20 protein-coding genes are annotated in these 18,013 nt (G+C 35.7%); all 20 read right to left on the minus strand.

Annotated features, from left to right (window positions below):
- Positions 1-42: 42 nt before the first annotated feature.
- A complete protein-coding gene (rimO, locus tag DSM00_RS14355) occupies positions 43-1,353 on the minus strand; it encodes a 30S ribosomal protein S12 methylthiotransferase RimO (protein ID WP_128758667.1) in 1,311 nt (436 codons plus the stop codon).
- 104 nt (positions 1,354-1,457) lie between these two features.
- Positions 1,458-3,098, minus strand: coding sequence for an amidase family protein (locus DSM00_RS14360; RefSeq protein WP_128758668.1), 1,641 nt, complete (start codon positions 3,096-3,098; stop codon positions 1,458-1,460).
- A gap of 81 nt (positions 3,099-3,179) precedes the next feature.
- Positions 3,180-4,133, minus strand: coding sequence for a signal recognition particle-docking protein FtsY (gene ftsY / locus DSM00_RS14365; protein WP_128758669.1), 954 nt, complete (start codon positions 4,131-4,133; stop codon positions 3,180-3,182).
- A gap of 129 nt (positions 4,134-4,262) precedes the next feature.
- Positions 4,263-4,415, minus strand: coding sequence for a DUF4295 domain-containing protein (locus DSM00_RS14370; RefSeq protein WP_081817337.1), 153 nt, complete (start codon positions 4,413-4,415; stop codon positions 4,263-4,265).
- Between the two features lie 3 nt (positions 4,416-4,418).
- The gene (gene rpmG / locus DSM00_RS14375) at positions 4,419-4,601 is read right to left on the minus strand and encodes a 50S ribosomal protein L33 (protein ID WP_128758670.1); all 183 of its coding nucleotides are present in this window, start codon (positions 4,599-4,601) and stop codon (positions 4,419-4,421) included.
- 23 nt (positions 4,602-4,624) lie between these two features.
- A complete protein-coding gene (rpmB, locus tag DSM00_RS14380) occupies positions 4,625-4,864 on the minus strand; it encodes a 50S ribosomal protein L28 (protein ID WP_128758671.1) in 240 nt (79 codons plus the stop codon).
- Positions 4,865-4,944: 80 nt separating this feature from the next.
- Positions 4,945-6,192 (minus strand): competence/damage-inducible protein A, encoded by a 1,248-nt coding sequence (locus tag DSM00_RS14385; protein WP_128758672.1) that lies wholly within the window; start codon positions 6,190-6,192, stop codon positions 4,945-4,947.
- Positions 6,192-6,533 carry an Hpt domain-containing protein gene (locus DSM00_RS14390; RefSeq protein ID WP_128758673.1) on the minus strand — a complete coding sequence of 114 codons (342 nt, stop codon included), beginning with the start codon at positions 6,531-6,533 and terminating at the stop codon, positions 6,192-6,194. Before DSM00_RS14390 ends, DSM00_RS14385 begins: the two co-directional genes overlap by 1 nt.
- A 2-nt stretch (positions 6,534-6,535) precedes the next feature.
- Positions 6,536-7,147: a fumarylacetoacetate hydrolase family protein gene (locus tag DSM00_RS14395; protein WP_128758674.1), complete on the minus strand. Its 612-nt coding sequence runs from the start codon at positions 7,145-7,147 to the stop codon at positions 6,536-6,538.
- Between the two features lie 2 nt (positions 7,148-7,149).
- Positions 7,150-8,100, minus strand: a complete 951-nt coding sequence (locus tag DSM00_RS14400) for a carboxypeptidase-like regulatory domain-containing protein (protein WP_128758675.1) — start codon at positions 8,098-8,100, stop codon at positions 7,150-7,152.
- 6 nt (positions 8,101-8,106) lie between these two features.
- Positions 8,107-8,883, minus strand: a complete 777-nt coding sequence (locus tag DSM00_RS14405) for a 3'-5' exonuclease (RefSeq protein ID WP_128758676.1) — start codon at positions 8,881-8,883, stop codon at positions 8,107-8,109.
- Positions 8,884-9,080: 197 nt separating this feature from the next.
- A complete protein-coding gene (locus tag DSM00_RS14410; protein WP_128758677.1) occupies positions 9,081-10,442 on the minus strand; it encodes a dihydrolipoamide acetyltransferase family protein in 1,362 nt (453 codons plus the stop codon).
- Positions 10,443-10,526: 84 nt separating this feature from the next.
- The gene (locus tag DSM00_RS14415; RefSeq protein WP_128758678.1) at positions 10,527-11,645 is read right to left on the minus strand and encodes a glycosyltransferase family 2 protein; all 1,119 of its coding nucleotides are present in this window, start codon (positions 11,643-11,645) and stop codon (positions 10,527-10,529) included.
- Positions 11,646-11,648: 3 nt separating this feature from the next.
- Entirely contained in the window at positions 11,649-12,266 is a 618-nt protein-coding gene (recR, locus tag DSM00_RS14420; protein WP_128758679.1) for a recombination mediator RecR, read from the minus strand.
- A gap of 52 nt (positions 12,267-12,318) precedes the next feature.
- Positions 12,319-13,167: a dTDP-4-dehydrorhamnose reductase gene (gene rfbD / locus DSM00_RS14425; protein ID WP_128758680.1), complete on the minus strand. Its 849-nt coding sequence runs from the start codon at positions 13,165-13,167 to the stop codon at positions 12,319-12,321.
- Entirely contained in the window at positions 13,160-13,714 is a 555-nt protein-coding gene (gene rfbC / locus DSM00_RS14430; protein ID WP_128758681.1) for a dTDP-4-dehydrorhamnose 3,5-epimerase, read from the minus strand. Before rfbC ends, rfbD begins: the two co-directional genes overlap by 8 nt.
- Positions 13,711-14,571, minus strand: a complete 861-nt coding sequence (gene rfbA / locus DSM00_RS14435; protein WP_128758682.1) for a glucose-1-phosphate thymidylyltransferase RfbA — start codon at positions 14,569-14,571, stop codon at positions 13,711-13,713. Before rfbA ends, rfbC begins: the two co-directional genes overlap by 4 nt.
- 9 nt (positions 14,572-14,580) lie before the next feature.
- Positions 14,581-15,630: a dTDP-glucose 4,6-dehydratase gene (rfbB, locus tag DSM00_RS14440; RefSeq protein WP_128758683.1), complete on the minus strand. Its 1,050-nt coding sequence runs from the start codon at positions 15,628-15,630 to the stop codon at positions 14,581-14,583.
- Entirely contained in the window at positions 15,627-16,754 is a 1,128-nt protein-coding gene (gene wecB / locus DSM00_RS14445) for a non-hydrolyzing UDP-N-acetylglucosamine 2-epimerase (protein WP_394365809.1), read from the minus strand. Before wecB ends, rfbB begins: the two co-directional genes overlap by 4 nt.
- On the minus strand, positions 16,741-18,012 hold the full coding sequence (locus tag DSM00_RS14450) for a nucleotide sugar dehydrogenase (RefSeq protein WP_128758684.1): 1,272 nt from the start codon (positions 18,010-18,012) through the stop codon (positions 16,741-16,743). The genes wecB and DSM00_RS14450 overlap by 14 nt, the downstream gene beginning before the upstream one ends.
- Between the last annotated feature and the right edge of the window lies 1 nt (position 18,013).

Below are 18,013 nucleotides of genomic sequence, written 5' to 3' on the forward strand. Positions count from 1 at the left end.
CATTTTTGTACTCTAAATCTTCAGAGTCAAAGTAATGAATATCTATTGCTTAACAATAGGCTCTGCATACAAATCAAAATCTTCGGCCTCTGTTATTTTAACCCAAGTGAATTCACCTGTCTTTAAATAATGAGCTGTAGCATCTATGAGTACCTCATTATCAACATCTGGAGAATCAAACTCGCTACGACCCACAAAGTAATTTCCTTCTTTACGATCTACCACGATACGGAACTCCTGCCCTATTTTTTGTTGATTGAGTTCCCAACTAATTTGAGATTGTAAGGCCATTATTTCATTCGCACGTTCCATTTTCACCTCTTCAGGCACATCATCTTCGAGATTATACGCGTGCGTATTTTCTTCGTGTGAGTACGTAAAACAACCTAAACGTTCAAAACGCATTTCTTTAACCCAGTCGCGTAACAATTCAAAATCTTCTTGCGTTTCTCCAGGATAACCTACAATAAGCGTAGTTCTTATGGTCATCTGTGGTACTTTTTCTCTAAAGGTTTTAAGTAACGCGTTAGTCTTTTCATAGGTTGTACCACGACGCATAGATTTCAATAATTTGGTCGAAATATGCTGTAAGGGAATATCTATGTAATTACAAACTTTAGGCTCTTCGTTCATCACGTCGAGTACATCTTCCGGAAAACCGGTTGGGAATGCATAATGTAGACGTATCCACTCAATACCTTCCACTTTAACGAGTTCTCGTAATAATTTTGCTAGTGCGCGTTCTTTGTATAAATCTAACCCGTAGTAGGTAAGATCCTGAGCTATAAGTATTAATTCTTTAATACCATTAGCTGCAAGCTTTTCAGCTTCAATCACCAAATTTTCTATAGGTGTACTTTTGTGGCCTCCACGCATTAGCGGGATTGCGCAAAAGGAACACGGTCTGTCACAACCTTCGGCAATTTTTAAATATGCATAATTTTTTGGAGTAGTTGTTAAACGCTCTCCGATTAATTCATGCTTGTAATCTGCTCCTAATGCTTTTAACAAACCTGGAAGTTCTGTAGTTCCAAAATATTGATCTACATTAGGAATCTCTTTTTGTAAGTCTGGCTTATAGCGCTCAGAAAGACATCCTGTAACAAAAACCTTGTCTACAATACCATCCTCCTTTTTCTGAACATACTCTAAAATGGTATTTACAGATTCTTCTTTTGCATTCGCAATAAACCCACACGTATTGATAACCACAACATTACCCTCCTCTTCATGTACTACCTCTTTGTTGTTGGCACGCAATTGTCCCATCAACACTTCACTATCATAAACATTCTTAGAGCAACCAAGAGTTACTACGTTTATTTTGTTCTTCTTTAGGGTTTTAGTACGCATAAGGCTATTTATTTCGGGGCGCAAAGATAACACAATTTCAAGGTTTATAGCCCTAAATTACCTTAATCTTAGATTTGGAAAAATACGTTTTCAGAAAATAATAATTAATTTTTAAAATCAACCGGAGTCTTTCTCTTTTTAGAAATCACCTCATACGCATACGCAATTTCCAAAAGTTTTGCTTCAGATAAAGTAGGCGCAATAAAAGTAAGTCCCATTGGCTCATTTGTATCTTTATACCCCATAGGTACGGTTATAGCAGGATATTTTGCGACAGCAGCAAAACCTGCCATGTAGTTATTTATAGATAATACGGCATCAAGATTGTTCGATCTAATGGGTTCATCAAAAAATTGTCTTCCGTTGCGTTCTAAAGTGTCTTTAATAGCAGCAAACTCTTGCGTAGAAGCAGAATCTGCAAGCACACCGTAAAGTAATCCTTGGCCGTAAGGCATACGTATAAGTGAGTCTTCTTTATTAAATGCTGTTATTTCAGTAAGATCTTTAAGAGCCAGCTCTTTGGAGCCGTATTTAGTTATATAATCAGGAAGGTCTTTTTGCATATCGAGATTCAACACTCTTAAAAACTGTGGTAAATCAATGTCTGGACGCTCTAATTCTACTAATATTGCGCCAGCTTCTCTTAATTCACGTACTGCAGTAACGTATAATGTATCTTTATAATTATTATAATATCCTAAATGAATTCCTTTCAGATATTCAGTAGGGTTAAGGTTTTTTAATGCGGAAACATAATCGGTTTTTGGAGCTTTTAGAGAAACTGCTTTAGAATCTTCGCTATCTAGCCCCGTCATTGCCTGGAGTAAAATAGCATTGTCAACTACAGATCGTGTCATAGGTCCCGGAGTGTCGAGTGTACTTGAAATAGGAACAATTCCGCCCCGAGATAATAGACCTATAGTAGGCTTAAGTCCCACTATAGAATTAGAACTTGAAGGCGAAAGTATAGAGCCACTAGTTTCTGAACCTACTGCAGCAACAGCAAAGTTTGCAGCCATAGAAACTCCACTTCCTGAACTCGATCCGCCGGTATCGTGAATTTTTCTTCCGTAAGGATTCAAAGTTTGACCGCCTATAGCCGAATAACCACTGGGGCAATCATTACAAAAGAAATAGGCCCACTCACTTAAGTTTGCTTTACCTAATATCAAAGCTCCATTTGCTTTGAGTTGCTTGGTGATAAAGGCATCTTCTGTTTTATTATTTTCAAATGCTACTGCTCCGGCAGTCGTGGGCATTCCTGAAGCATTAATATTATCTTTAAGAAGTATAGGCATCCCATAGATCGAGTAGCTATCTATTTCCTTTTCAGCTAAATCCAACTTTTTAGCTTCGGTAATTACATTAGGATTTAATGCTATTACAGAATTTAAAGACAGCTCATTATTTCGGTCGTATTTCTTAATACGGGTCAAATAAAATAAAACCAAATCCTCATAAGTCAATTTTGCTTCAGCTATTGCGTTTTGAATTTCAGGAATTGTTTTTTCAAAAGTCAAGTTTTTTACACGTGTATAATCCGTATCGGTAAATTGATCTAAATCTTCATTAAAAGGTTCCCAAAGTTGGTCAACATCTAAAATCTTGGAATCTAATACCGAATATTCACGTTCTTTTAAAGTAGAATCTTTTACTACATCATTAGATTCAGGTTCTACAGAATTTGAATGTTCTTTACACGATAAGATGGAGCACAATGAGAGGAAAAGTAAAAAGTGTTTCATAAAAGTTCAATTTTCATCTAAAATACAAAAAGGCATCTCACAAATGTGGATGCCTTTTTAAATTTTATAAATTCAGTATACTTAAACTCTAAAGAAAGAATCTACGAATTCAATTTTATTAAAGACTTGTAAATCTTCGATGCCTTCTCCTACTCCAATATATTTTACAGGAATTTGAAACTGATCGCTTATTCCTATTACAACGCCTCCTTTTGCAGTACCGTCTAACTTAGTCACTGCAAGCGCAGTTACTTCTGTAGCTGCTGTGAATTGCTTTGCCTGCTCAAAAGCATTTTGCCCGGTAGAACCATCTAATACTAATAATACTTCATCGGGAGCATCATCAATAACTTTTTGCATAACCCGTTTAACTTTTGTCAATTCATTCATCAAATTGACTTTATTATGTAAGCGACCAGCAGTGTCTATGATTACCACATCGGCATTCATTTTAACGGCGCTTTGTACTGTATCAAAAGCAACCGAGGCAGGATCACTTCCCATTTGTTGCTTAACAATAGGAACATCGACTCGGTCTGCCCAAATTTGAAGTTGGTCAATTGCAGCAGCTCTAAAAGTATCACCGGCACCTAAAACGACCTTAAGCCCTTTCTTTTTAAACTGATGTGCAAGTTTACCTATAGTTGTTGTTTTACCCACTCCATTTACTCCCACGACCATTATAACGTAAGGCTTTTTTGCAGGTACTGTAAAGTCTGTTGCCTCTCCACTATGAGTTTCACTCATAATACCTGCAATTTCTTCTCGAAGAATAGTATTTAACTCATCGGTTCCCAGATATTTATCACGAGAAACGCGATCTTCAATACGGTTGATAATCTTTATGGTTGTAGCTACACCCACATCACTGGAGACTAAAACGTCTTCCAGATTATCTAAAACGTCATCATCGACCTTATTTTTACCGGCAACTGCTTTACCTAATTTACTTAGGAAATTTGTATTTGTTTTCTCCAGACCTTTGTCCAGAGTTTCCTTTTTATCTTTAGAAAATATTTTTTTAAAAAAACTCATCGTATTCAGGATGCATTTGTTAGCACTGCAAAGGTATTCCCTTTATGACTATTTAGAAACCTCAAAAAAGAAAAATACAAAAAGCCGTCACGCATAGCGTAACGGCTTGTTATATATCTGTAAAAGATATTATTTTTTATCTAAAAACTCACCAACAGCTTCTGGAGCCATAACAGCTTCAACGAAAGTGTAAGCACCTGTCTTAGGAGATTTCACCATTTTAATGGCTTTAGTCAAACGTTTTGACCCTGTCTGTAATGTTGCTACTGATTTCTTTGCCATGTCTTATTTTATTTCTTTGTGAACAGTCATTTTATTCAAAATAGAGTTGAATTTCTTCAATTCCATTCTATCTGGGGTGTTCTTTTTGTTCTTAGTAGTAATATAACGAGAAGTTCCCGGCTTTCCGGAAGCTTTATGCTCTGTGCACTCTAATATTACCTGTACTCTATTGCCTTTCTTTGCCATAATTGCTGGTCGTTATATCGTTATTACTTTTTAAGAAAGCCTTTTGCACGTGCTTCTTTAAGCACAGCGGTAATACCCTTCTTATTTATATTTTTAAGAGCGGCTGTAGAGATTTTTAATACTACCCACTTATCCTCTTCCGGGATATAAAAACGTTTTTTGATTAAATTGGCATCAAATTTACGCTTGGTCTTATTCATCGCGTGAGAAACATTATTCCCTACCATTGCTTTTTTGCCCGTAAGCTCACAAACTCTTGACATGATTCTAAAACTTTATATTGTGTTACTGAAAAACAGGGTGCAAATTTACACAACTTAAACAAGTTGAACAACTTTAAACACTAGTTTTTTAAAATTTCTTTTTGTAAAAGTTCAAATGCTTTGTAAACTGTCTTTGAAACCACACGTTCCCGATGATTTCCCATATTATATTTTACCGAAAAAACATGGGTTGGTGTAGCGATTCCTATAAAAACTGTACCCACTTCAGCATCAGAATCTCCTTTTGAAGGTCCCGCATTTCCCGTTGTAGAAACTGCAAAGTCGGCTTTATACCAATTTCTTACCGCTTCTGCCATCGCTTCTGCTACTTCTCCACTTACTACCGAATGTTTATCTATTAGTGCTTGATCTATCTTTAAAAGTTCTACTTTAGAATGAGTAGCATAGGTAACCATTCCACCTTTAAAATATGAAGATACACCGGGAATTGCCGTTATAGCAGCTGCAATACGACCTCCTGTACAACTTTCTGCTACCGCAAGTGTTTTCTCGTTTTTAACTAACAAATTACCTACCATGTGCTCTATTGATTCCCCATCATCATAGCCCACAATAATATCTCCTATGAGCAAATTCAATAATGCGATTTGATCATCGAGATCTTTATCCAGTATAGCCTTGTCTGCTCCCTTTGTAGAAAGTCTTAAACGCACCTTGCCTAATGCCGGTAAGTATGCTAATTTAATTGACGGAGGTAAATTATTCTCCCAATCTTTAATAATAGCTGCTATTTCACTCTCCCCCACTCCGTACGTTTGTAATGTACGATGAACGATAAATGGTCTGTTAAACTCTCTTTGAATACGCGGTATAATTTCTTCGGTCATTATAGCCATCATTTCAAAAGGAACGCCGGGCATAGAAATAAAAACGGTATCACCAGAGGTTATCCACATTCCTGGAGCAGTACCATAGGTATTTTTTAGAACGGAAGCTTTGCTCGGCACTAAAGCTTGGGATCTATTAGCAGGTAATATGGGTCTGTTTACGTGATGCTTAAATAAATTTTCTATGTGTTCTAAAACTGCTTTATCTTCTACTAGGGTATCGTCAAAATATTCACATAGGGTATGCTTAGTAATATCATCTTTTGTAGGTCCCAGACCTCCCGTAAGAATCACTAAATCTGCAGTTTTCTCAGCAGATTCTAAACTATCTAAAATATGTTGTTTATTATCTGAAATTGAAGAAATCTGATATACTTCTACGCCTATTTTATCAAGCTCTTTGGCAATAAATGCTGAGTTTGTATCAACAATTTGCCCTATAAGTATCTCATCACCAATTGTAATAATATGTGCCCGCATTACATTTTCCAATCTTTGCGCATCTCAACTATCGCATTATTCGTAAGTTCTATAATTGTATCTAACTGAGGCCGTATTGCTGAAGTAGGTTTAGCACTATCTGCCCAGCGTTCCATCGCCGAAATTTCACGTATAAGATCTATTCCAAACATTTCTAAATTTGGCTTCATTTTATGCGCAAATTGATAGGCCATTTTATGGTTATCATTATTAATAGCTAATTCCATACTTTCTAAATCTGGGGGAATTTCTGAAAGAAAAGCCTCTACAACAGATTTCATAAATTCTTTGTCACCGCCAGACATATCTTCTAGCTGGTATAAGTCGTAATGTGTTGGCATCGTCATTTTATATTTAGGGTGAATGATTCTTCAGAATTTAAATATCCCGTTAACTTATCATCTATAGCAACCGCTCCTACTCCCGCAGGTGTACCGGTAAATAGGATATCTCCTATCTTTAATGTCATATATTGAGAAACATATGCGATTAAAGTATCGATATCATAGATCATGTTCGCAGTATTTCCTGACTGCACAATTTTATCATTTTTTTTCAAATGAAAATCTATATTCCGTAAATCTTTAAATTTTTCTTTTTCAACCCATTGACCTATTACGGCAGATCCATCAAAGGCTTTAGCTTTTTCCCAAGGATGTCCTTTTTCTTTACAAGCACGTTGTAAATCACGAGCGGTAAAATCTATCCCTAATCCGATCTCATTATAATACTTATGCGCAAATTTTGGTGCTATATATTTTCCTAATCGATTAATACGCACCAGAACTTCTACCTCATAATGAACTTCATTGCTAAATTCAGGAATCACAAATGGATGTTTATTTAATAAAACAGCAGAATCTGGTTTGAGAAAAAAAAGAGGCTCACTAGGCATTTCGCTATTGAGTTCCTTTATGTGATCACTATAATTCTGACCTATACAAATGATTTTCATAGTTAATCTGTAAATAAAATTTTAAATGCCGGTGTAGGCAACTTTCCATTCATAGCACTAGCAGCTGTATTTAAAAGCTCTATAGATTTCCAGCCTCCTATACTTCTATAAAAAGCACTAATTTCTTTATCGTCAGGGCTTGTTTCTACACCTTTAAATACTGGAGCATACCTATCTACAAGGTATTCTTTATACCCTACAGAGTCGTTTACTTTAATAGTATAAGACTCTGAGAATTTATTTTCCTCAATAAAAATGTGTTCTACTACTACAAAGAAACCCTCCTGAGGCACATTAATCTTATAGGGAATTAAATCAACTTTTAAGCTTTGTTTACCTTCTGGCTTGTCTATTATAAGATCGGCTCCCAATAAGTCTTTACCCGGCTTATTATCTGTATCAACACTTAATACACGTAATCTAAATGTTGCTTTTTGACTCGGTTTCCCTAGTATTTTGTAAAATTGAATTTCAATCGATTTCAGAAAACACGCCTTCTCAAATTTTTCAGGGCGTTCATAATATCTTGCCAAAGCAGAAGGATAAGCTCCACCACTAAAATTACCTAAACCTACTATTTGCTTGCCTCTAAACGAATTAACACGTTTCTGATTTTCAAAGTGCATCTTATACAAATTCACTTCAGAAAGTGTATTTAGCTCCTGATTAAGTGATACCGTACTATTTAGTAGATCTGAAACTTTTAACGTACGTTGCTCGTAACCAACGCAACTGATATACACAGATTCATCTTTAAGTTTTTCTTTAACTGTGAACCTAAAACTTCCGTTTGCATCAGCTGAAGTGCCCATTTTATGATTCACAAAAATCATATTCACAAAAGGAATCGGTCGTTTTGTCTGCGCATCAATTACATTTGCATTGATAACCATGTCCTGTGCTACGATTGCCCCGCTACCTAATAGAAAAAATAAAATGAGAGCCTTAAACATCAGTCTTTAAAATAACTTCGTATTCAATTTTCTCAACTTGATAGCAGTTAGCACTTTCTTTGTATAAAGTGGAAAATCTGCATTCTGAATCCATCCAAAATAGCCCGGCTCATTATCCAATACGTCTTCAACTTTTTTACCTTTATGTTTTCCAAAAGAGAAGATCTCTTCGCCTTCTTTATTAAATGCAATAAAACCTGCAAAGTCGGCAAATCGTTTTCGAGCACTAAATTCGGCTAAGCTCTTCATATTGTTTTCAAGATCCTCATATCGATCTAACTGTGCTTTTAACACCTCATATGTTGCGATAGTATCTGCTTCTGCACTATGTGCATCTTCTAGATTTTGATTACAATAAAATTTAAGAGCTGCAGTAAGTGTACGTTGCTCCATTTTGTGAAAAATAGTCTGCACATCAACTGCGTGTCTGTTTTTCATATCAAAATCTACATCGGCACGTAACATTTCTTCTGCAAGTAGCGGAATATCAAAACGATTTGAATTATAACCGGCCAGATCAGAGTCTTTAATTAAATTATTGATCTCTACAGCAAGTTCTTTAAAGGTAGGTTTATCTGCAACATCCTCATCCTTTATACCGTGTACAGCTGTAGTTTCCGCAGGAATAGGTATCGTAGGATTTACTAACCACGTGTGCTTCTCTTCCTTGCCATTAGGAAAGACTTTTAAAACAGATATTTCAACAATACGATCGTGCGCTACATTTATTCCCGTTGTTTCAAGATCAAAAAAGCAAATAGGTCTCGTTAGATTAAGGTTCATCTTTTAATATTTTAAATGCAAAAGTAACATTTAGTAATTTCTGCGTCGCTAAAAACTACAGTAAATGGAGTTTAGAATTCTTGAGGATTAGTAATTTAATTAAAGTGATCCTAATAAATATAAAAAAACAAATGCCAGAGAAAACTCTGACATTCGTTAGCAATAAATCTGCATTTTAAACTTTCTTTTCAGGTACTTTAAACTTCTCGTGAGCTATCCCAAGCCTCAAGATATTGTGCTACTCGTTGTACAAACTGACCTCCTAAGGCACCATTTACCACGCGATGATCGTAAGAATGAGATAAGAACATTTTATGTCTAATTCCTATAAAATCACCCTCTGGAGTCTCGATAACAGCGGGTACTTTACGTATAGCTCCTAATGCTAGTATTGCTACTTGTGGTTGATTAATAATAGGAGTTCCCATTATACTGCCAAAGGTACCAACATTAGTAACCGTGTACGTACCTCCTTGAGTATCGTCTGGTTTTAGTTTACCCATACGCGCTCTAGTTGCTAAATCATTGACCGCTTTTGCCATTCCTACGAGATTCAATTGATCTGCATTACGAATTACAGGCACTATAAGATTTCCATCTGGCAAGGCAGCTGCCATCCCAAGATTAACATTTTTACGCTTAATTATTGTATCTCCGTCAACGGCAATGTTAATCATTGGGAAATCACGTATAGCCTTAGCTACAGCTTCCATAAAGATGGGAGTAAATGTAAGCTTCTCACCTTCTCTTTTTTGAAAGCTACCCTTAATACGTTCTCTCCAGTTCCAGATTGCGGTAACATCAACTTCAATAAAAGATTGTACATGTGCCGAGGTTTGAACCGAGGCTACCATATGCTTTGAAATCATTTTGCCCATGCGGGACATCTGAATAATTTCATCGGCACCATTCACAGAAACTGGAGTTGCCATTTTAGATGCATTCTCTCCTGAGGAAGTCTCTGCCTTTTTATTTTCTGAAGATTTCTTTGCTGAAGATGCGCTTTCTTCTTTTCTTTTTTTGCCAGAAGCTACATAAGCCAAAATATCATCTTTAGTAACACGACCCTCAAGTCCGCTACCATCCAACTTATCTAACTCATCCTGACTAATCCCTTCTTGCTGCGCTATATTTTTTACTAGCGGAGAATAAAAACGCTCTCCGTCATTCGAAATTATCTGATTTGCAGAAACCTCGCTTTTTGCTTGGTTAACCAAAGATTCTGCTTCTTCTGCAGCTGTCTCTACTTCATTGTCATTTGAAGAATCTTCTGTTTCTTCTTTCGATTCTGAATTTGAACTAGAAGAAACTCCGTCTCCCGAAGTTTCTATAATTGCAATAGTTTGACCTACTTGAACAACATCATCTGGTCCAAATAATTTTTCTATTAATACCCCTTCAACTTCACTAGGCACTTCACTATCAACTTTATCTGTAGCTATTTCTACTACGGGCTCATCAAGTTCAATAGTATCACCTACTTCCTTGAGCCAGTTTGTTACCGTAGCTTCTGCAACGCTCTCTCCCATTTTCGGTAACTTAAGTTCAAATTTTGCCATATTCGTAATAAAAAGATTAGTGTGCTTTATTTTTTGCGAATTTAATAAAAAATAATGTTTTATTATTAGATATTTTTTACTCGCCTACCAACTTATAATTTCTCCCAACTCTAAAGAAGAATCGCTGCCTGCGATAAAATTACAATTTGAAGGGCGTATGCGGAACCTATTTTGATTGTTTTTTAACAAACAGATACTCTCCAATATTGCTTCAATATTTAAGTCATTGAGGTCGTAGACAATAAGTGAATCTGTAACTCTCGATGCATTCAATTTTTCTAAACTGATGGTTTTCAATTCTTTTTCACTTAAAAAAAGACTATCATCTGCTGAGTTAATAGTATCAGTAACCCAAAATTTTACACTATTTAATGGTATTAATTTCTTTTTAGATTGAGGAGTCTTATGCGTTAATATCATCAGCTTTAGGGTTGTTTGTATTAACCAATTCGTTGCCGCATTAGATTTATGATGTTTTCTATTAAAGATTTGCATTGCACCATAAAAACGCCTTGCATATACTTTATCCTTCAAACTGCTCTCTCCTTTAAAATGAAGTGCTTTAACAGATCCTAAATAGTAATTAGAATATCCTTGTTGAGTAAGTCTATAACTCAGATCTATATCTTCTCCATACATAAAATAATCTTCGTCAAAACCTTGTAAATCTACATATACAGACCTCTTCAAAAACATTAAAGCGCCTACCAGCACTGGTACTGGACCATTTTCATCTTGAGCTAATTGGTTTGCATAATAGGTAGCGTTATCTCCTAACAATTTTTTCAATGAGACTTTTAGAGTCGGAAAATTACGCTTACTTTCTGGTAAATAATTCCCGGTGCCATCGATAAGCCTAGTACCTAAAGCTCCAAGATTTGAAATACCTTCGATGTATTCAAAAATCTTGGTAAAACAATTTTCGGGAATAACAACATCGGGGTTTAAAATACATATGTATTCCCCTTTGGCATTAGCCACACCTTGATTGTTCCCCTTTGCAAATCCGACATTTTGAGTATTAGCAATTAATTTTATCTCCGGAAAATTTTCATTAAGCATAAAAATGCTTGAATCCTGAGAATTATTATCTACTACTATAATTTCTGAATCAATATTCACAAGTGCACGAGTAACGCTCTCTAAACACAATTGCAGAAAATATGGGACTTTATAGTTAAGTACAATCACCGATAGTTTCAACGGCTAACTTTTTAATGAATTCTCAAAGGGTACTCTATGTAAAATACTGCGACCTAATGTAACCTCATCTGCAAACTCTAGCTCGTCGCCTACCGCTATACCCCTAGCAATTGTGGAAGTTTTAATATTAAAACTTTCAAGCTGTCTAAAGATGTAAAAATTGGTAGTGTCGCCTTCCATTGTAGAACTCAGCGCAAAAATAACCTCATCAACAAATCCCGACTTAACTTTTTCAATAAGCGAATAGATCGTTAAATCCTGAGGACCTATACCATCTAGAGGTGAAATTTTCCCTCCCAAAACGTGATACTGACCCCTATACTGACTCGTATTTTCAATTGCCATAACATCGCGCACATCTTCAACCACACATATTATCGATGCATCCCGATTGGGATTTACACAGATCTCACATAATTCTACATCAGAAATATTGTGACAATTCTTACAGAATTTGATCTCTGTTCGTAACTTCAGTAAAGCTTGAGTGAGTAATTGTGTTTGATTTTCAGACTGTCGAAGTAAATGTAAAACCAGCCTCAACGCAGTACGCTTACCAATACCCGGCAACTGTGACATTTCATAAACGGCCTGTTCTAATAATTTAGACGAAAATTCCATAGTTGTAAAGTTAGAAAACATTTAGAGTAATTAATTCTTCAATAAGTTTTCCTTAACCTAATGCATCAAGCCAATTTTTAAATTTATACTTAAAAACCTGTGTGATTTTGGAGTTATCTAAAACACTATAAGAAGGTCTTCTGGCTTTCGTAGGAAATTCTGACGATTTAATGGCTGTAATTTCTGTGTGAGAATTATGCTTATTTAAAATGGCTTTGGCAAAGTCAAACCACGTACAGCTCCCGCTATTACTAAAATGATAAATGCCGCGCGTTTCTGATGATAATTGGGGGAGATATCTTAAAATAAAATCAGCTAATTCTTCTGCTCGTGTGGGACTCCCCCACTGGTCATTTACCACACTTAGAATTGTATTTTTATCAGCAAGATCTAAAATTGTTTTATAAAAATTCTTTCCATAGTTACTGTAAAGCCAGGAAGTTCTTATAATCCAAAAGGCAGCTAAGTTTGAATTGAGAATGCTGTTCTCTCCCGCTAACTTAGAAGCTCCATAAACCGTCTTGGGATTTGTCTCGCGTTCTTCGGTGTAGGGTTCTAACCCTTCTCCGTCAAAAACATAATCTGTTGAAATATGTATGAGTTTTGTTTCATTTTCTTTACAAAATCTCGTGACTGTATTAACCGCCTCAGCATTTATTTGATAAGCTCGATCACTTTCTTCTTCTGCAAGATCAACATGCGTATAAGCTGCTGTATTAATTATTATATCTGGCTGAATAGTAGTCAGCACATCATAAACTTGTTTTACAGAAGTAATATCTAGGTTCTGTTTATCTAAAAAAGTAATTGAATAATCCCAATTAGTTGAAATACTCTTGAGACATTGTCCCAATTGTCCGGAAGCACCCGTCACCACTATTTTAATAGATCTCTTAGACATTTAACTGTGATGTTATTGCTGCAAAATCTAAACCTTTGATATCTTTTTCTGAAAGAATAAAATTAACATCTGCAGGCCACACTTGAACATAGTTCTCATCATTATACTTTAGTGTCAATTCGTGCTCTGGATGGTAGTAATTGTCACAGCTATATGTGAAAATAGTATCTTCTTCTAAAACTAGGAAACCGTGTGCAAAACTGCGAGGAACAAATAATTGCTTTTGATTTTCTGCTGTAAGATTCACTGAGTAATACTTACCAAAAGTAGGTTCTTCTTTTCTGAGATCTACAACCACATCTAAAACCGCTCCTTGAATAACCCGAATTAATTTAGCTTGACTAAAATTTCCTTTTTGAAGATGCAACCCTCTCAATACATTTTTTTGAGATTTAGACTGGTTATGTTGTACAAAATAAGGTTTCAATCCCGTTGCTATCTCAAAAGACTTCGCATTAAATGCTTCAAAAAAATAGCCTCTGGAATCACCGAATACGCTAGGCTCCATCAACCATAAATCTTTAAAACCTGTATCTATAAAATTCATTCAACTAGTGTTTTTAGGTAGTTGCCATAGGCAGATTTACCATAATTTGAAGCTATAGCTTGTACTTTCTTAGTAGAAATGTAATTCATTAACAAAGCAACTTCTTCAATACATCCTATTTTGTATTGCTGTCTGTGTTCAATTGCTTTTACAAAATCTGTAGCTTCATTAAGTGAATCTATCGTACCAGTATCGAACCAAGTCATACCACGATTCATTATACCTACTTTAAGTTCGCCCAACTCGAGATATTTATTTTGAATGCTTGTTATTTCTACCTCTCCCCGATCTGAAGGCTCAACTTCTTTTGCAAAATCAACAACCCGGTTATCAAAAAAATACAAGCCCGGAATTGCATATTTTGATTTAGGGACTTGAGGTTTTTCTTCAATAGATAAAACAGTTCCATCAGAATCAAATTCTACCACTCCATATCTATTAGGATCTTTAACACGGTAAGCAAAGATTGCTCCACCCTCTATCTGTGTGTGATCTTGTAGCATTTTACTGAGTCCACTTCCATAGAAAATATTGTCTCCTAAGATAAGGGCAACAGAATCCGTACCTATGAAATCTGCTCCTATAATAAACGCTTCTGCAAGACCATTAGGATGCTCTTGAATAGCATATTCAAACTTGCAACCCAGAGCAGAACCATCGCCTAATAAATTTTTAAACGCAGTCTGATCATGCGGAGTGGTGATAATAAGTATTTCTCGTATTCCCGCCAGCATTAAAGTCGAAAGCGGATAATAAATCATAGGCTTATCATAAACTGGTAATAATTGTTTACTCACTGCCACCGTTAAAGGATATAACCGAGTTCCAGAACCACCAGCGAGAATAATACCTTTCATAAATTGAAATTAAGAGTTTAAATAATGTGCGCTATAATAATTTTGGTACTTGCCGTTTTTGATATTGAGCAGCCAGTCTGTATTGGCAAGATACCAATCTACAGTTAATTCTAAACCTTCTTTAAATGTTACTGAAGGCTCCCACCCCAGTTCCTCTTTTATTTTTGAGGCATCTATCGCATAGCGTTTGTCGTGACCCGGCCTATCTTTCACAAACTGAATTAATTTTGCACATGAACCCGGTTTACGATTTAATTTCTCATCCATTACTTCACAAAGTAATTTTACTAATTCCAGATTTTTCCATTCATTAAATCCACCTACATTGTAAGTTTGTTTTAATTTTCCTTTGTTGAAAATGGTCTCAATAGCTTTTGCATGATCAACAACATATAACCAATCTCTGATATAATCACCATCACCATATACAGGTAACATTGATTCTTCAATACAGTTATTAATAAATAGGGGTATTAATTTTTCAGGAAATTGATTAGGCCCATAATTGTTACTGCAATTTGATATCTTATAGGGTAAGCCGTAGGTTTCACCATAAGACCTCACAAAATGATCAGAACTTGCTTTTGAGGCACTATACGGAGAGTTAGGATCATAAGCTGTAGTTTCTGTGAATAACCCATCTTGACCTAGCGTACCATACACTTCATCTGTACTTATATGATAAAACAAATTTGAGGTGTATGGTGTTTTCCAATATTTGAGACAGGTATTTAAAAGGTTTACAGTACCTATTATATTAGTCTTTACAAAAATTAAAGGATCTTTAATGGAGCGGTCCACGTGTGATTCTGCCGCAAGATGGATCACCTTATCAAACTTGTATTGCGAGAATAAACTATCAATCTCTTCGAGGTTGTTGATATCACCTTTTAAAAATGTATAATTACCTGCCTGTTCTACATCCTGAAGATTTTCAAGATTACCAGCATAAGTTAAAGAATCTAAATTATAGATATGATCTCCTTTTCTATTGTTAACAAAAAGCCTCACTACGTGTGAGCCAATAAAACCTGCACCACCGGTAATAAGTATATTCATAATCGTTCTTTAATAATTTTTAAAATTCTCTGAGCAGTCTTGCCATCACCATAAGGATTATGTGCCTGACTCATTTTATTATAAAGATTAGTATCATCCAGTAAATTAAGTATCGCCGTCATCATCTTCTTAGGGTCTGTACCTACTAGAAGTACGGTACCTGCCTCTACTGCTTCAGGTCGCTCGGTGGTTTCCCGAGTAACTAAAACCGGCTTCCCCAAGCCAGGAGCTTCTTCTTGTACACCGCCACTATCTGTTATAATTAAGTAGGAGTTATACATTATCCAAACGAAGTCTGGATAAGATAACGGTGCGATTAAAAATACATTGGAAATTCCACCTAAAACTTCGTAAACTACTTTTTGGACTTTTGGATTAAGATGTACCGGGTAAATCAAATTTACATCTGTTCTGTTAAGCGCTATAGTCTTCAACACTTCACAAGTACGTCGCAAACCTCCATTGAGATTTTCACGCCGATGCCCGGTTATTAGAATATTTTTTTTTGTAGAATCTAATAGTGGCCCAGTAAATTTTGGAGCTTGTTTATTAAGACTTTCTACAGTTGTGTGTAGTGCATCAATAACCGAGTTACCAGTAACAAAAATAGTATCCTCATCAATATTCTCTGCACGTAAATTAGCTTTTGAAATACCAGTAGGCGCAAAATGAAAGTCTGCAAGTCGGCCTGTAATTTGTCTATTCATTTCCTCCGGAAATGGAGCAAGTTTATTAAAAGTACGTAAACCTGCTTCAATATGTCCTACTTTAGAACCTGCATAAAAAGCTGCTAAACTAGCAGCCATTGTCGTGGTTGTATCACCGTGAACAAATACTAAGTGAGGTTTGTAGTCTTCTAAAGGTGTTTTTAAAGCGTTTAGTACTCTACCCGTAAGATTGTATAAATTCTGATTTTCTTGCATTAAATCCAAATCGTAATCAGGAATTATGTCAAAAAAATTGAGCACCTGATCTAACATTTCACGATGTTGTGCTGTGATACATACTTTGGTTTCAAAATGAGATGAAGCCTTGAAAGCAATTATTACGGGAGCCATTTTTATGGCTTCGGGACGTGTCCCAAAGACAAATAAAACTTTTTTCAAGTCGCTAGAGTCTCCCATCTACACCTTCTTTAAAAAAGCCTTTTACATCATAAACTATGGCATTTTCTGCTTTTAGTTTATTTATATCGAGTGTTTCGAACTCACGATGTCCTACAGCTAAAACTATTGCATTGAATTTATTCTTATAAACCTCATCTAAAAGTTTAAACCCATACTCCTTCTTTACAAGTGTAGCATCTGCCTGAGGATCAAATACCGATACATTAGCACCGTATTCTTTTAAATCATTAATAATATCTATGACACGTGTATTACGCACGTCTGGACAATTTTCTTTAAAGGTAATTCCCAATATAAGAATCTCACTATTTTTTAACTTGATGTCCTTTTGTGCCATAAGCTTTGCGACCTGTGATGCTACAAAGGGTCCCATACTATCATTTAGTTTACGACCTGCCAGTATTATTTCGGGATGATACCCCACCTGTATCGCTTTTTGTGCTAGGTAATATGGATCTACTCCTATACAATGTCCACCTACAAGTCCGGGTTTAAATGGTAAAAAATTCCATTTTGTTCCTGCTGCTTCTAGTACTTGTTGGGTATCTATATTAAGAAGATTAAAAATCTTTGCTAGTTCGTTCACAAAAGCAATATTTATATCACGCTGTGAATTCTCAATTACCTTTGCGGCTTCAGCCACTTTTATTGAAGCTGCTTTATAGGTGCCTGCTGTAATTACAGATGCGTAAAGTTCATCAACTTTATTAGCAATTTCTTCAGTAGAACCAGAAGTTACCTTTCTAATTTTATCTACTGTATGTATTTTATCCCCGGGATTTATGCGTTCTGGAGAATACCCTGCATAAAAATCGGTATTAAACTTTAACCCGGACTCATTTTCAAGAATTGGCACACAAATCTCTTCAGTTACCCCCGGATAAACGGTAGACTCATAGATTACTATATCTCCAGTTTTGAGATATTGTGCTACAAGTTTGCTGGCTTTAATTAATGGTGATAAGTCTGGAGTGTTATTTTTATCAATGGGTGTAGGAACAGTAATGATAAAAACAGTAACATTCTTTAAATCTTCTTTTGAAGTTGTACAATAAAGACCTTGCTCATCAGAATTCGCCGTTTTGAGAACCTGTTTCAGAATTAGCTCTTCTACTTCGCCAGTATGATCATAAGCCTTACATAAGTCTTCGATTCGGGATTCATTAATATCATAACCCACTACCGAATAACGTGATGCAAATAAACGAGCTAATGGTAACCCCACATAACCCAACCCAATAATACCAAGTTTCATT

Origin of the sequence: Leeuwenhoekiella aequorea (genome assembly GCF_004104375.1) — a bacterium.
GTDB lineage: Bacteria > Bacteroidota > Bacteroidia > Flavobacteriales > Flavobacteriaceae > Leeuwenhoekiella > Leeuwenhoekiella aequorea.

Bases quoted from the DNA above. Each gene is read 5' to 3' on its own strand.
- rimO (WP_128758667.1), bottom strand. From the start codon at position 1,353: ATGCGTACTAAAACCCTAAAGAAGAACAAAATAAACGTAGTAACTCTT.
- DSM00_RS14360 (WP_128758668.1), bottom strand. From the start codon at position 3,098: ATGAAACACTTTTTACTTTTCCTCTCATTGTGCTCCATCTTATCGTGT.
- ftsY (WP_128758669.1), bottom strand. From the start codon at position 4,133: ATGAGTTTTTTTAAAAAAATATTTTCTAAAGATAAAAAGGAAACTCTG.
- DSM00_RS14370 (WP_081817337.1), bottom strand. From the start codon at position 4,415: ATGGCAAAGAAATCAGTAGCAACATTACAGACAGGGTCAAAACGTTTG.
- rpmG (WP_128758670.1), bottom strand. From the start codon at position 4,601: ATGGCAAAGAAAGGCAATAGAGTACAGGTAATATTAGAGTGCACAGAG.
- rpmB (WP_128758671.1), bottom strand. From the start codon at position 4,864: ATGTCAAGAGTTTGTGAGCTTACGGGCAAAAAAGCAATGGTAGGGAAT.
- DSM00_RS14385 (WP_128758672.1), bottom strand. From the start codon at position 6,192: ATGCGGGCACATATTATTACAATTGGTGATGAGATACTTATAGGGCAA.
- DSM00_RS14390 (WP_128758673.1), bottom strand. From the start codon at position 6,533: ATGCCAACACATTACGACTTATACCAGCTAGAAGATATGTCTGGCGGT.
- DSM00_RS14395 (WP_128758674.1), bottom strand. From the start codon at position 7,147: ATGAAAATCATTTGTATAGGTCAGAATTATAGTGATCACATAAAGGAA.
- DSM00_RS14400 (WP_128758675.1), bottom strand. From the start codon at position 8,100: ATGTTTAAGGCTCTCATTTTATTTTTTCTATTAGGTAGCGGGGCAATC.
- DSM00_RS14405 (WP_128758676.1), bottom strand. From the start codon at position 8,883: ATGAACCTTAATCTAACGAGACCTATTTGCTTTTTTGATCTTGAAACA.
- DSM00_RS14410 (WP_128758677.1), bottom strand. From the start codon at position 10,442: ATGGCAAAATTTGAACTTAAGTTACCGAAAATGGGAGAGAGCGTTGCA.
- recR (WP_128758679.1), bottom strand. From the start codon at position 12,266: ATGGAATTTTCGTCTAAATTATTAGAACAGGCCGTTTATGAAATGTCA.
- rfbD (WP_128758680.1), bottom strand. From the start codon at position 13,167: ATGTCTAAGAGATCTATTAAAATAGTGGTGACGGGTGCTTCCGGACAA.
- rfbC (WP_128758681.1), bottom strand. From the start codon at position 13,714: ATGAATTTTATAGATACAGGTTTTAAAGATTTATGGTTGATGGAGCCT.
- rfbA (WP_128758682.1), bottom strand. From the start codon at position 14,571: ATGAAAGGTATTATTCTCGCTGGTGGTTCTGGAACTCGGTTATATCCT.
- rfbB (WP_128758683.1), bottom strand. From the start codon at position 15,630: ATGAATATACTTATTACCGGTGGTGCAGGTTTTATTGGCTCACACGTA.
- wecB (WP_394365809.1), bottom strand. From the start codon at position 16,754: ATGGGAGACTCTAGCGACTTGAAAAAAGTTTTATTTGTCTTTGGGACA.
- DSM00_RS14450 (WP_128758684.1), bottom strand. From the start codon at position 18,012: ATGAAACTTGGTATTATTGGGTTGGGTTATGTGGGGTTACCATTAGCT.